Source organism: Fibrobacterota bacterium (assembly GCA_019509785.1).
Taxonomy (GTDB): Bacteria; Fibrobacterota; Fibrobacteria; order UBA11236; family UBA11236; genus Chersky-265.
Window position 1 is genome coordinate 53,567 of record JAEKLQ010000051.1, and the last position, 13,618, is coordinate 67,184.

General features: G+C 61.3%; 15 protein-coding genes. 6 read left to right on the forward strand and 9 right to left on the reverse strand.

Features of this window, described 5'->3' with window-relative positions; all coding sequences use genetic code 11:
- Positions 1 to 26 precede the first annotated feature (26 nt).
- Positions 27 to 1,436 carry a DUF92 domain-containing protein gene (locus JF616_15465; GenBank protein MBW8889152.1) on the reverse strand — a complete coding sequence of 470 codons (1,410 nt, stop codon included), beginning with the start codon at positions 1,434 to 1,436 and terminating at the stop codon, positions 27 to 29.
- 202 nt (positions 1,437 to 1,638) lie between these two features.
- On the opposite strand from JF616_15465, the gene JF616_15470 reads away from it, so the two are divergent.
- The 3 genes from JF616_15470 to JF616_15480 are packed head-to-tail and all read left to right on the forward strand — an operon-like array spanning position 1,639 to position 3,129.
- Positions 1,639 to 2,019 carry a helix-turn-helix transcriptional regulator gene (locus JF616_15470; GenBank protein MBW8889153.1) on the forward strand — a complete coding sequence of 127 codons (381 nt, stop codon included), beginning with the start codon at positions 1,639 to 1,641 and terminating at the stop codon, positions 2,017 to 2,019.
- Between the two features lie 25 nt (positions 2,020 to 2,044).
- The gene (locus JF616_15475; protein MBW8889154.1) at positions 2,045 to 2,872 is read left to right on the forward strand and encodes an NAD(P)-dependent oxidoreductase; all 828 of its coding nucleotides are present in this window, start codon (positions 2,045 to 2,047) and stop codon (positions 2,870 to 2,872) included.
- A 29-nt stretch (positions 2,873 to 2,901) separates the two neighbouring features.
- Positions 2,902 to 3,129, forward strand: coding sequence for a hypothetical protein (locus tag JF616_15480; protein MBW8889155.1), 228 nt, complete (start codon positions 2,902 to 2,904; stop codon positions 3,127 to 3,129).
- 22 nt (positions 3,130 to 3,151) lie between these two features.
- On the opposite strand, the gene JF616_15485 is transcribed toward JF616_15480, so the two are convergent.
- On the reverse strand, positions 3,152 to 5,068 hold the full coding sequence (locus JF616_15485) for a hypothetical protein (GenBank protein MBW8889156.1): 1,917 nt from the start codon (positions 5,066 to 5,068) through the stop codon (positions 3,152 to 3,154).
- A gap of 270 nt (positions 5,069 to 5,338) precedes the next feature.
- Between JF616_15485 and JF616_15490 the strand changes: the two genes are divergently transcribed.
- Positions 5,339 to 6,781 (forward strand): LamG domain-containing protein, encoded by a 1,443-nt coding sequence (locus tag JF616_15490; protein ID MBW8889157.1) that lies wholly within the window; start codon positions 5,339 to 5,341, stop codon positions 6,779 to 6,781.
- Positions 6,782 to 6,794: 13 nt separating this feature from the next.
- Here the strand turns inward: JF616_15490 and JF616_15495 are convergent, their stop codons facing one another.
- A complete protein-coding gene (locus JF616_15495; protein MBW8889158.1) occupies positions 6,795 to 7,280 on the reverse strand; it encodes a DoxX family protein in 486 nt (161 codons plus the stop codon).
- Positions 7,281 to 7,421: 141 nt separating this feature from the next.
- Here JF616_15495 and JF616_15500 point away from each other — a divergent pair, with 141 nt between their 5' ends.
- Positions 7,422 to 7,943: a sigma-70 family RNA polymerase sigma factor gene (locus tag JF616_15500; GenBank protein MBW8889159.1), complete on the forward strand. Its 522-nt coding sequence runs from the start codon at positions 7,422 to 7,424 to the stop codon at positions 7,941 to 7,943.
- 2 nt (positions 7,944 to 7,945) lie between these two features.
- Positions 7,946 to 8,740 carry an anti-sigma factor gene (locus JF616_15505; protein MBW8889160.1) on the forward strand — a complete coding sequence of 265 codons (795 nt, stop codon included), beginning with the start codon at positions 7,946 to 7,948 and terminating at the stop codon, positions 8,738 to 8,740.
- 66 nt (positions 8,741 to 8,806) lie between these two features.
- Here the strand turns inward: JF616_15505 and JF616_15510 are convergent, their stop codons facing one another.
- From JF616_15510 to JF616_15535, 6 genes are all read right to left on the reverse strand, one after another.
- Entirely contained in the window at positions 8,807 to 10,090 is a 1,284-nt protein-coding gene (locus JF616_15510; GenBank protein MBW8889161.1) for a hypothetical protein, read from the reverse strand.
- A 157-nt stretch (positions 10,091 to 10,247) separates the two neighbouring features.
- Complete coding sequence (locus JF616_15515; GenBank protein ID MBW8889162.1) at positions 10,248 to 11,651, reverse strand: MATE family efflux transporter; 1,404 nt, start codon at positions 11,649 to 11,651, stop codon at positions 10,248 to 10,250.
- Positions 11,652 to 11,682: 31 nt separating this feature from the next.
- Positions 11,683 to 12,309, reverse strand: a complete 627-nt coding sequence (locus tag JF616_15520; GenBank protein MBW8889163.1) for a dihydrofolate reductase family protein — start codon at positions 12,307 to 12,309, stop codon at positions 11,683 to 11,685.
- Entirely contained in the window at positions 12,309 to 12,821 is a 513-nt protein-coding gene (locus JF616_15525; protein MBW8889164.1) for an SRPBCC domain-containing protein, read from the reverse strand. Before JF616_15525 ends, JF616_15520 begins: the two co-directional genes overlap by 1 nt.
- Positions 12,818 to 13,138, reverse strand: a complete 321-nt coding sequence (locus JF616_15530) for a winged helix-turn-helix transcriptional regulator (GenBank protein ID MBW8889165.1) — start codon at positions 13,136 to 13,138, stop codon at positions 12,818 to 12,820. The genes JF616_15525 and JF616_15530 overlap by 4 nt, the downstream gene beginning before the upstream one ends.
- Positions 13,139 to 13,266: 128 nt before the next feature.
- Positions 13,267 to 13,608, reverse strand: coding sequence for a VOC family protein (locus JF616_15535; protein MBW8889166.1), 342 nt, complete (start codon positions 13,606 to 13,608; stop codon positions 13,267 to 13,269).
- Between the last annotated feature and the right edge of the window lie 10 nt (positions 13,609 to 13,618).

The window sequence follows — 13,618 nt, forward strand, 5'->3', positions numbered from 1 at the left end:
CGCCAAGCCTGCGCTCCGCATCCACGCTAGCGTAGCCCCGCCGCGAACGCCAACCAGGCCAGCACCGCGGCCAACAGGGTCATCAGCACGTTGGCATGCGGCCCTTGATCGAGGCCGCGACCCGCGGCGTATTCGCCCCAATACGATTCGAAAACGTTGGCGGCCAAGGAAATGGCCAACAGGATGCCCGCCGCCCCCCAGCCTCCCCAACCCAAAGGCACGATTCCGGCGCACATCAAGGCCGCCGCCGCCAGGCCGGCCAAGGTACCCGCCAAGGAAACCCCGCCTTCGCTTCCCGCGGGCACCGTCCGGAAGCTCCGCAAGGAGATGGTAGTCCCGCCTACGGCCTTTCCGATCTCCGAAGAGACCGTATCGAAGGCCTTGGCCGCCAGGGGAGCGACGATGACCAGTAACGCCGGTGTTACGTCCCCCCCGCGCGCCCGCGCCAAATGCGCGAGCGGAGTCATCCACGCGGCCAGGCCCATGGCCCCGAATACCTCGGCCGCCCCCCGCCTGCCGCCGCGGGCTTCGGCGATTCCCCGCTCTCGCTTGCCGGCGAAGCCGATGCGGGTGGCCAGATTGCCGAGGACGAAAAACCCGGCCAGGAACGCGAACAGCCAAGGTTCGGCCCGCACGAGGAGAAAGGCCATCAAGGCCCCCGCCACGGCTCCGCCCGGGGTCAACAGGCGCGCCGCCCAGGCCAACAATCCGAAGGCGGCGGGGATGCCCACCAGCAATGCCGTCCCGATTCCGGAACCCGCTTCCGGCCAGATGCCGCCGGCGCCCGCCCCGGCCAGGATGCCGCCTGCCCCGGGCGGCCACAACGGACCGGGAACCAGCGGGGCCAATACGCAGACGGTGAAGGGGATGACCACGTTGTCGGCGACGCCGAACCACAAGGTTTCCGCCACCGCCGCCGCGACGAACAGGATCCCCAATCCCATCCACTCGCGGGCGCCCTGCGGACGCGCCGCCCAATGCGCCAGGGCCAAGCCCGGCAGCGCGGCCAAGGCGCACCCCAGTAACACGCCGGTTACGGGTTTGCGCCGGTTCCACGGCAAGGACGGGCCGCCGGGGAACGCGCGGCAACATAGGCCGATGGCAGCATCGATGCAGGCCAGGGCGAACCATGCCGCCCCCAAGGGGAGGTACCATGCGGGTTTCCCCCCCGCCGGATAACCGACCGCCGCCACGCAAGCGCAAAGGGCGGCCGGGTAGAGGATGATTTCGAGCGCCCCCATCCCGTCGGCTTCGGCGCGATACAGGACCGGCGCGGCCCGCGGCAGAACGAAAAGATTCATCAGCAGAAGCGCGGCGGTTACCCCCATGGCTTGCAAGGGCGATAACCATGGGAGGAGCAAAGCCGGCCAGAAAGCGGCGGCATGCGCCGCTTTACGCTGCAGTTCCGCGCGGGTGAGGGTAGGCGACCTTGCCATCCTGCGAAAGTTAGGAGAAAACGCCTGGATTCCGCGGCCAAACCCAAAATCCAGGAGTTTCTCCGGGATATCCATCCAGGGGAATAAAGGATTGCCCCCTTATCGCCAACTGTTTTGTTCCTGCCCGTAACTATATTTTCCATCGTATCAATAGGAAAGTATCCATAGGACTGCCCCAAGGCGCCCAAGAGAAAACTGAAGTATGCAAAACACCATGGTTCACTGTCCGGTTACCACCGCTCTCTCCATCATCGGAGGGAAATGGAAGGTCATCATCCTCTGGCACCTGAAGGAAGGCGGCGTGAAGCGCTTCGGTGAATTGCAGCGCATGGTACGCGGCATCAGCCAGAAGATGCTCACCCAGGAATTGCGCGACCTGGAGGAATCGGGATTGGTGGCCCGCAAGGTCTATCCCGTAGTACCTCCGAAGGTCGAGTACAGCCTCACCGAGACCGGCTGGTCCTTGAAGCCCCTGTTGGAGCAATTGTGCGAGTGGGGCCTGGAATACCGTAAGAACCGCGGCGAACTCGTCGAGGGCGACGTCGCGACCGAACCGCGCGCCTTGGCAACCGTCGCGAATTGATTCAGCGAGCACCCGGGACCGGCAGATGAACGTCGCGGTTTTAGGATTAGGCATCATCGGCGCCGTCTGGGCGCGCAATCTGCAGCAAGACGGCTTGCCGGTGCGGGTTTGGAACCGCACCAAGAAGGATTTCCCGGGCTGGTGCGATACCCCGGAAGCCGCTGCCGCCGGTTCCGATCTCATCATCATCGTTGTCTCCGATCCTCCCGCGGTACAAGATGTCTTGCGCCGGATCCTGCCCGCCCTCAAGGCCGGGCAGATCGTAATGCAAAGCAGCACCATATCCCCGACCTGGACTTTGGAATTCGCGAAGCAGGTCAAGGCCACCGGCGCGGATTTCCTGGAAGCCCCGTTCACCGGAAGCAAGATCGCCGCGGAGCAGCGAAAGACCGTGTTCTACATGGGCGGGGACGCGGCGGTCATCGCCCGCGCACGGCCCGTGGTGGAACGGCAGGCGGCGAAGATCCAGCACGTAGGCGAACTCGGGAAGGGCAGCGCCATCAAGCTGGCCATGAACATGAACATCGCCCTGGTGATGGAAGCCTTGAGCGAAAGCCATCGCTTCGCTCTCTCCCAAGGCCTGACCGACGATATTTTTTTCGAAGCCTTGAGCGGGAACGTATCGCGCTCGGGCGTGAGCGATTTGAAGGAACCGAAATTGCGGAGCCGGGATTTCGCCGCGCAATTCTCCTTGAAGCATATGGATAAGGATCTTCGTTTGGCCGAAGCCGACGCGAAGGGTTTGCGATTGCCTTTGCTGCAAGCCTTACGGGAGTTTTACCGGGAGGGCATGGAGCGGGGGCTGGGCGATTCGGACTTCTCGGTCTTGGATAGCCTGCTCGGTCCCGGTTAAGGGCCAAAGTGACATTCAAGGGGGCATAAATGTCGGCAAGGAAGAAAATCGTTTTCTATGTGCATAACCCTGAATTCGCGAACGACAAGATCCTCGGGAAATTCCCTCTCGCAGGCAACCGCTTCGAAGCCCATCCCAGCTTCCTGACCGACCCGGCACGCGATTCGGTGGAGGCTGCCCTGCAAGTTCCCCAGACCACCGGTACCGTGACCGACCAATTGGGGGAAGAGGTGCACTGGAAAGTAATCAAGGAGTGATCCGTGTGCGCCAAGGAGATCTCTATCTCGCTATCTCGAATGGCTCGGCGATTCCCATCCCCGCCGCCGTTAATCCCAGTACATACCGTCCGCGCGCCAGACGATCGATGGGGACTTTAATCTCGCGGCCGGCCCAGGCCCACGATTCCATTTCCTTGCCGCCATCGATGGAATAAATCGACACGCGGGTTTTTTGATTTCCCAGCCGGGAAGGCGGGATGCAAAAAAGATAGGAAGAGGTCAGGCGCAGCGAAAGTTCGCCCCGGGACCGCGGCCGGATCTTAATCGAACTGGAATTTTCCGTGGCGGTAAGAATGGTGCCCCCGCCACCCACGGCGACGAGTCGCGAACCCGACGCTATCACGCATTTAAGCGATACCGGAACGCCGGCGTTTATGACTGTCCAAGTGATGCCGTCGGGTGAAGTAGCGATGGTGTTCCCTACGGCTACGAGCTGGGTTCCGGTCCAGATCACGGATTCCAGTTGGGTGGTGGATTGCGTGCCACGGGAAGTCCAGGTGCTGCCATCGGGCGAAGTGAGGATGGAACCGAACTTACCTACCGCCACGAACTGCGCTCCCGTCCATGCCACGGAACGTGGATATTCCCCCTGGATAGTATTGTGGGAGGTCCAAGCGATGCCGTCGGGAGAGGTGTAGCTTCTTCCGAAGTCGCTCACGGCCAGGAGTTGCGTCCCCGTCCAGGTCACCGAGATAAGGTTCTCGTTGAATGTACTCGAGCCTCTCTCTGTCCAGGTGATGCCATCGGGTGAAGTACGGATGGCGTTGAAGCTTCCAACGGCGACGAGTTGCGAACCCGTCCAAGTCACGGAATACAATTGCTCGGCTGTGCCCGACTTTTGAGGGGTCCAATCGATACCGTCGGGTGAGGTGTAAGTACCTCCGTAATCGCCCACCGCCACGAGTTGCGCCCCTGTCCAAGCCACGGAGTATAGATGGCGATACGGCCTTAGGCTCAAGTTCCGCGGAGTCCAGGTGATCCCGTCCGGCGAGGTAAAGATGGTGTCGCCCACGGCCACGAACTGTTTCCCGGTCCAGGCCACGGAGGAGAGGGCAAGCGTTGTCCCCGAGTTCGCGGAAGCCCAGGCTATGCCGTCTGAAGAGTTGTAAATGGCTCCATCCAACCCGACGGCCACGAGCCTTGTCCCCGTCCACGTCACGGAAAAAAAGGTCTCATCGGTACCCGAGGTTCTCGCGGTCCAGGCGATTCCATCCTGGGAGGTCATGATTTCGCCATTAGCTCCCACGGCCACGAGTTGAGCGCCCATCCATGTCACGGAGTACTGGGATCTCGCGGTGCCCGCGGCTTGAGAGGTCCAGCTGGCTCCATCGGGCGAGGCGAGGATGCCGCCGAAGTCGCCTACGGCAATGAACCGCGTTCCCGTCCACGCCACGGATCGCAGGATGGATGGTGTCGGGGAGGCGCGGCTGAGCCAGGTGATGCCGTCGGGGGAGGTAAGGATCGCGCCCTGCTCACCCACGGCTACGAGTTGCGTTCCCGACCAGGTCACGGAGTACAGCTTATTCCAGGAACCTAGGCTTTGGGAAGTCCAGGTGATGCCATCCGGCGAGGTGAAGGCGGAGTCGCCGCTCCCCACCGCCACGAATCGGGTGCCCGTCCATGCAACCGAGTTCAGATGGGCCTGGGTGCCGGAGTTGCGCTCCGTCCAGTTGCTGCCGTCCGGCGAAGTGAGGATGGCATCTGCCTGGAAATAACCTAGGTGATATCGCTCTCCCACGGCCACGAGTTGACTTCCCGTCCAGGTCACGGAGAACAGATGAAGATCGTCCGTCGTCGGGACGTCCCGGGTGGTCCAGGCAAGGCCGTCCGGTGAGGTGAGTACCGTGCCCGCATATCCCACGGCCACGAAATGGCTACCTGTCCAGGCTACGGAACAAAGCGCGTTTCCCGTCGGCAAGGGGCTTCTCACCGTCCAGGCCGATTGGGCGGATACGCCCGATAGCATACCCAACAGAAGAAGACCAATTTTTATTCGGCTTAAACGTATTAGCAACATGATGAAAAATGATAAGCTTTTATTACTGCCCTGAGAATCCACCCCCGTCTTTTTTAAGCTTTTTTGGCAGCGGGTCATTTCCCCTGGCTCCGCAACGGCTTGACGCGAGGCGGCCCTCAATCTACAATGGATTATGGTCGGGCGGCCCGCGCCCCAACAACAGAGGCTCCCATGTCGCGTCGGATCAGGAACCGTTTCATCTTATCCGGGTTGGCCTTCGCATCCTTCTTCGCGGGGAATCCCCGGTCCGCGGAACTTCTCCACATGGACTTCAACGATTCGGCGAACCTGGGATCGCAGCCTGGAACGCTTCCCCTCGGCATACCCGCCGGCGATACGAAACCATCTTCCGGCTATCCCGGCGCGGTCGAATTCGGGCCGGCGGGAGGATCGATCCGGGTCCCCGGTTTCCATAGCCCGACCGGGCCGTTTACGGTGGAGGCCCGCTTCCGCATCCACGCCTACGGTCCGGAAGCCAGCAACTTCATCGCCAATATCCTGAACACGGTCCCCGACGTCCATCAAGGCCTCGCCTTCCGCGTTGGCGGCGGCTACCTCTATCCTCCGCTGCCCCGCAATGCCTATAAAACCGAATCCGAATGGTCGGCGGCCCAAGCGGGCTTTTCCCCCGTCTCGCGCGAGCGCATCTCCGATTGCTTCCCCGTTTTCGTCATGGCTGGTTCCCTGGGAAGTTGGAAAGAGGTTTATTCCGATCGTTGCGTCGCGAAGGACGAATGGACGCATTTCGTCGGGACCTGGGACGGCGCCGACATGCGCATCTACCTGAATGGCAGCGATGCCACCGACTCATGGCGCACCCAAGGACCGGAGGCGACCCCGTTCTTAGGGGGCGAAGTCGATGCTTATGTCGGGGCGCGGACCAACGCGGATTTCGATCCGCGCCATCTCGAAGGCGCCATCGATTTCGTGAAGGTGGAAGAAGGGGCGATATCCGAAAACGAGATCCACAAACGATACAAGGACAGCTTCGTTCCGGAAGATCGGGACTCCTTATGCAGGGGCGTGGTCATCCCGAAGTACCCCGAAGCGGGGCAGCTATGCGAAGGGAAGGTGGATTTCGAATTCAAGATCATCAATCACGGCGCTTGCACCGATACTTCGTTTTTGGCGTCCTTCCTGGCCGGCGACAGCGTGGAAGTGGAAATCTCCAAGGACGCCGCTTTCGCCGATGTGGTTCTGCGCACGGTGGTGACGGTTACTTCCCTGCACCTCGATCCGGATTCCATCCCCGCCTTGGCCGATTACCATGGGGCCCTCTACTGGCGGGTGCGCCTTATCCATGCCAAGCCGGCCGCCTTGGCGAAAGCTTCGGCAAGCACGCCCGATGAATGGAGCCTATCCCGGCCTTTGGTTCTGGACATGCCCGCCGTCGGCCTGATGCGGCCCCGGGCGCCCTCCCTGAGGCCAGTGCTTTTCCGATCCGGGTCGGGCTTCTTCGTGGCCGGGACCGCCTCTTCCGCCGCGCCGGTCCTGTTCAACCTCGCAGGTAAGCGACAGGCCTCCCGCTTCCACCGCGTCGCCGGCGGCTGGAGAATGGACCCGGCCCAAGACGGTCCCTGCGGACTGTTCTTTTTGGAAATGCGACCTAAATAGATCCCTACGTCGCCTACTCTCTTTTGATCGATCGCGCGGCATCCGCCGAAACCGATCCCGGCCCTACGAGGAGCAGGAACAAGCAGCACATGAATTGGGCATAGTCGGATCGGATTTCATGCAGGACCGCCCAAGGTCCCAGGAATGGCGCCGCCGCCGGCTTCGGCAAGGGCGAGGTGCCGAAGTAAAGCCCGATTTTGGTGGATAGCACCGCGACGATCATTTCGATGAGGAAGGCGATGGCCACGGGCCGCGTCATCCATCCCAATATCAGGAGCAGGCCTCCGGCGATTTCCCATACGGCGACGGTATGGGCCAGCTCCGCGGGCATGGGGAAACCCAATTTCGTGAACCGTCCCACGCCTTGGTTGGCGTAGACGAATTTCAGGATCCCCTCCCAAAAAAACACCAGCCCCGCCATCATGCGGATGACCACGGTGGCCGCGGGCGCGTCCAGGGGCGGGAAGAACAACCATTTCAAGGGCTTTTTCGGTTCCATGCTTGGGTCTCCATTCGAAGGAAGGGGCGGATGCGCCGGAGCGGGCATTCCCCTTTGCTAGACTTTGGGCAGCGCGGAAATATTCCCGGAAAATTCGGGAGGCCGGGAATAAATCCTCTACCAGGGAAGTCTTCAGCTAGGATGGACAAGCCGAACGCGGGAACTTTCGAGAGCCAGGTGCTGCCGCATTTGGATGCCGCTTTCGGGTTGGCGCGCTGGCTGGTCCGCAGCGATACGGATGCGGAGGATCGGGTGCAGGACGCCTATCTGCGCGCGTGGAAATCCTTCGCCGGCTTCCGGGGAGGCGACGCCAAGGCCTGGCTGCTGGCCATCGTCCGCAATGCCTGCTATACCTGGCTCAAATCCCGCCGCCTGGAAAACCTGAGCACGCCTTTCGATGAAGAAATCCACGGCCCTTGGGATGCTTCGGACAATCCCCATGCGCGCCTGGCCCTGGATCGCGATCGCCAGGCGATCCGCCGCGCGGTGGAAGCCTTGCCGGTGGAATTCCGCGAAGTGCTGGTCTTGCGCGAGTGGCAGGGATGCAGCTACCGCGAGATATCCGAAATCGCGGATATCCCCATCGGAACCGTGATGTCGCGTTTGCTGCGGGCGCGGGAGCGCCTGCATAAGAGCCTGGCCCGCTCGGGTGGGGAAGGATGACCATGGATTGCCCCCGATTCCTGGAACTATTGCATCCCTGGTTGGATGGCGAACTCGATCTGGTGAATGCGCTGGAGATGGAAAGGCATTCCGATGGTTGCGGCGCCTGTTTGGCCGAAAGCGCGGCGCTGCGCGATCTCAAGGCGCGCCTTTCCCATGGCGCCCTGGCCTTCGCGGCCCCGCCGGGATTGGCCGCCCGGATACGCGCCTCCCTGCCCGTCGCTTCCCCCGCCTCCGTTCCCCCTGCTCTTCCGGCGTCGGATGGATCGGGCAGCAAAAGATGGAGGCCCTGGCATAGACCGCGCGCGAGGTTGGGCGCGGCCGGTCTCGTATCTGCTCTCCTCGCCTTGGCCCTAGGCTTCTGGGCTATGAATGCGGGCTTCCGCCGCGATGCCTTGGCCGGGGAAATGGTGGCCTGCCATGTCCGCTCGCTCCAAGCCGATCACCTATTCGATGTCGCCTCCACCGATCGGCATACCGTGAAACCCTGGTTCACGGGCAAGTTGGATTTCTCCCCGCCGGTGGCGGATTTTTCCGAAGAGGGTTTCCCCCTCGTCGGGGGAAGATTGGAATACCTCGGCGGGCATCCCGTGGCCGCCTTGGTCTATCGGAGGCATCTGCATGTCATCAACGTGTTCTGCTGGCCTGCCGCGAGCGGGGATAATGGCCGGGCAACGCCGAAAACGCTGCAGGGCTACCACGTCGTATTCTGGAGTCGGGATGGCTTTCGCTTGGGCGCCGTTTCCGATCTGAATGCGGAGGAGTTGGGCCAGTTCGTCGAACTGATGAAAAGATGAGGGGACGAGAACCAACGGAATCGGGAGGGAAGCGCGGGCCGCAACGCGTGCGGCCCGCGCCGGCTTTTACTTAGGCTGTACGGTCGGGTTCGGGATATTGTGGAGGGTGATGTGTTCAGTGGACGAATTCAGATCCCACTCCAAAGGCGTGTAGGAACATCCGCCGAAACCCCAATCGGTGTCGCTACCGGAAGCGAGCTTGCATTGGTCGTAGCCTTGGTTGGTGATCATGTCCTGGGTGACAATTTGCCCGACGACGTAGGGCCAGAGCAGTCGGTTCGGATTCGGGTGGGGGGCCTTAAGCGTCGCGTCGCTCATTCCCGTTTGACAGCCGCCGGCGATGCTGGGCGCAGGCGTCCCCGGGTCCGCGTTCGTGCTCCAATAGGATTCATCGCAGCGGGAAAACGTCCCTTCCTGGAAGCCGATGACCCCCGCGCGATTGGTGCCCGCTCCCATATCGATGACATTGCCCCGATAGATCATATAACGGATGGTCGAGGGGGTCGCCCCGTCATTATACGCGGCCCCGATGATGCCGCCTGCCGCAAATTGCCCGCGCACCGGGCCGACGACATTGATGCTGCGGACGTCCGCTCCCATCAGCGTCCCGATCAGGCCTCCGGCATCGACCTCGGATCCGGCGGGGATGGTGGGATTGACGTTCACGTTCGTGAAGACTTCGTAAATCCCGATGCGGGGATCATCGTTGAGGGTGATTGGCCCGTCGCTGCTGACCTTTCCGATGAATCCGCCCACGCTCCACCCGGATCCATTGACGGTCCCGGTGGCGTAGCATCTTTGGATCAGGCCACGGTTACCGCCGGCGAATCCCACCGCCATGCCCACGTCGGCCGCGGTGCTGGTCCCGGTTACAGTGCCGGTCACGTAGCTATTCGTCAGATGGGTGGCGTTCCACATGACGCCGACGATGGCTCCGACGATGGAAGAGCCTGAAACGGTCACGTTAGTCAGATGGATCCGGTTCAAGGTCGCGCCATCGGTTTGGCTGAAAAGGCCGGTATATTTCGTGCCGACGATGTGCAGGTTGTTGATCGTGTAAACGCCGCCGTCGAAACTTCCCGTGAAAGTGCCGATAGGCACGAACGGGGCGTTCGCCGTGGCTGAAGCGTCGATGTTACCGCCTAGGACGTAATGCCCCGTCGGCGACATGCTGCGAAGGCCCGCTAAGGTCGTGATCGTCGTCGTGCCGGCCGTTTGCGCCGCCACGGCGTTTTGGCTCGCATCAGCGCCCGTGGGGCCTTCGTTACAGGCGAGGAGGGCGGAAATGGTGAGTATGAATACGGCTTCCTTGGGATGAATGTGGGTTTTCCCCGCCATTGCTTTTTTCATGGATCAAAAACCTCGCTCTTGGTTGAGAGGAAAAATCAGGGAGTGCGAAAGGGATCCCAGGGGTGAAGGCAATAAATGCAATTACCCGACAAGCCTTAGAAGCTTTCGACCTGAAGTTTGCACCACTTTTTTTAGCGAAGGGAAAAAAGGCCGATTCCTAGACCGTCTTCCATTTCCCCAGGGTGAAAAGCCATAGGGTGAAGAGGCCCACCGAGGTTTCCGAGAAGAAGACCCCCCAGAAGACGCCGGAATGCGCCCAACCCATGCGAATGGCAAGGAACCAGGATAGAGGAATCTGGATCATCCAAAAGAACACGATGTTGATGAGGGTGGGCGTGCGCGTATCGCCCGACCCGTTGAAGGCCTGGGTGGAGACCATCCACCATCCGTAGACGAGGAAGGAATAAGAAAGGATGCGCAGCCATCCCGAGCCGATGGCGATGACCTGCGCATCGTCGGTGAAGATGCCCATGAGCCGTACGTTGCCGAAGAAGTAGACGATGGAAACCGAGCCCAGGAACCACGTGTTATAGATGCCGATGCGCCAGACCGCGGATTCGGCCCGATCCGGATCCTTGGCGCCGAGGTTCTGGCCCACCAAGGTGGCCACCGCGTTGGACATGCCCCAGGCGGGCGTCAAGGTGAACAACATGACCCGCAGGGCGATGGTGGCCCCGGCCACGGCCTGGCTGCCCACGCTCGCGAGGATGCGCATGAGGAAGATCCACGACGTCATGGCCACGAGCATCTGCCCGATCCCGCCCAGGGAAGTCTTGAACACGCTCCAGGCCACCGCGGCATTCCAGCGAATATGTTCCCATTTCAAGGCGACCTTCTGGCCTCCCCGGAACAAGTAGTAGAATTGCAAAAGGACGCCCAGGCTTCGGCCCGTAGTGGTCGCGATGGCCGCTCCCTCCACGCCGAAGCCGTGTATGGGTCCCAAACCGAAGATGAACAGGGGGTCCAACAGCATATTGGCCAAGTTCGCGGTCCAAAGCACCCGCATGGCGATGGCGGGGTTGCCTGCTCCCCGGAAAACGGCATTGATCACGAAAAGGAGGATGATGACGGCGTTGCCGCCCAACAAGAGCCGCGTGTAGCGGAAGCCTTCCCGGAGGGCCCAGGCATCGGCCCCCATCAGGGAAAGCAGATCCTTGGCGAAGAAGATGCCGGCGACGGCGAAGGGGATCGAAACGAGGAGCCCGAGCAGGATGGATTGGACCGCGGCCGTGCCGGCTTCGTCGGGGCGTTTCTCGCCGATCCGGCGCGAGACCAGGGCGGTAACCGCGGTGGCGAGCCCCATGCCAACCGAGTAAAGGAGGAACATGAAGGTCTCGGTGATCCCCACCGTAGCCACCGCCGAAGGGCCGAGCTTGCCGACGAAAAAAATATCCACCACGGAGAAGGTCGATTCCATGACGAGCTCGAGAACCATGGGGATGGCCAAGAGCAGGATGGCCCGCTTCAGGTCGATGCGGGTATAGTCCGCATCGGTGCCGCGGATGGCATTTCCGAGGTCTCGCCAGAAGCCAGTACGGAGGGAACCGTTATGCAGGGCCATAGAACGCGGAATACCTCGGCGCGAAACTAGGTTATTCCCGGCTACTCAGCTTCTTTGCCGCCTTCGCTTTCGGAAGCGGGCCGACCGGCCGGTAGGTAGCGACGAGCACTCCCCCGGATCCGATTTTCCCGTCTATCAACTTCAATTTCCGCGGCGGAACGCCCGCCTCGAACAGGCGCTTGCCGTATCCCAGCACCACGGGGACGGTCCAGAATTGGTATTCGTCGATGAGATCCGCCGCGATCAAGGCTTGCAACAATTCGCTGCTTCCCCATATATGCAACGCCGGCCCCCGGGTCGCCTTCAGCTTGCGCACCCCGGTCACGGCCTTCCCGCCGACGCGCACGGACGTCTCCCAGTCCAGCCCCTTGTCCTTGCTGGTGACGACGTATTTCACGGCCTTGCCGAACGCCTCGCCGATGGGGTTGTCGCTATGCAGGGGCCAATACCCGTGGAAGATATCATAGGTACGCCGGCCCAAAAGCAAATCGAACTTCCCGGCCATGAGCCCAGCTACGGCCTTCTCCACAGCATCGTCCGCGGAAAGGAGGGCCCAACCGCCATGGGCGAAGCCGCTTTGCCGATCTTCATCCGGGCCCCCCGGGGCCTGCATGACCCCGTCGAGGGAGAGTTGGGTGATGGCGATAAGCTTCCGCATCATTTCCCCTTTTCCACGAGACGCGCCAGCAGCGTTTCCAACTGGCCTAGGCCCACGGAATAGCCTTCCTTGAACCCCATCTTGATCTGGGCTTCGAGATGCTCGATCGAGTCGCATTTGATGTCGTTGGTGACCAAGGTGACGCCGTTGGATTCGACGAAGGAATTCTTCCAGGTCGATCCCGTCGTGCCCGGCTTCACCTTCCCGTTCTCATCGCAGAAGAGGCTCCGGAACACGTAACTTTTCCTCGGGACGATCTTCGAGAACGTCTTCGTAGCCCAATGCCGATCGCCCTGGGGGAGGACCATGGCATAGAGCCATTTCCCGCCCTCGGAGAAGTCCATGGATTTGGTTTCCACGTGGCAGGGCGATGGCCCCCACCATTGATCGAGCAGTGCGGACTCGGTCCAGGCGGACCATACCAAATCGACCGGCGCATCGAAGGAGCGCTCCACCTTGACGGCCAGGTTTCCCTTGTCCACCGTGAAATTGAAAATCTTCTCTTGCTTCATTTTTTCCTCTCCTTCAATCGGGTTAGTACGTCGTCCAGTTGGTTGAAGCGTTTGGCCATCAAGGCTTTGAACTCTTCCAGCCATTTTTCGATTTCGCGCATTTTCGAGGCCCTCAGATGGTATTGGATTTCCCGACCGTGCGGATGCTCTTCAAGCAGTTCGCATTCGACCAGGATCCGGATGTGTTTCGAAACCGCCTGCCGACTGGTCTCGAAATGCGCGGCCATGGCGTTCGGGGTCATCGCCTGGACCGCCAGCAGCATGACGATGGCGCGTCGGGTGGGGTCGGCGATGGCTTGGAAAATGTCTCTTCTCATCCGGGTCCTCGCGCTTGATGCGCAACTGATTGGTAGCAAATATACACGCAACCGATCGATTGCGCAATAGATTTCACGAAAAAAATTCAGAGGGCGGGAAGGAGGGGGAATTCTCCCCCTAAAAGCCTTTATTCCAGTTCTTCGGCGAGCCCCAGGAGGATACCCTCGGGTCCGCGGATATAGCAGAGCTTGTAGATGCCTTCGTAATTGACGACCTCGCATACGAGTTCGGCGCCCAGGGGGCGCAGGCGTGCGAGGGTATCTTCAAGGTCGTCGACGGCGAACATGATGCGCCGGAAGCCGAGGGTGTTGACGGTCGAGACGTCCGGCTTGGGTTTGCGGGCCGCGGGGGAGTGGAATTGATCCAGTTCGATGCGCCCATGCCCGTCGGGCGTGACCATGGTGGCGATTTCGCTGCGCGCCTTGTCGATGCCGATGACCTTCTCGACCCAGGGGCCTTCGACGAACATTCTGCCCTCG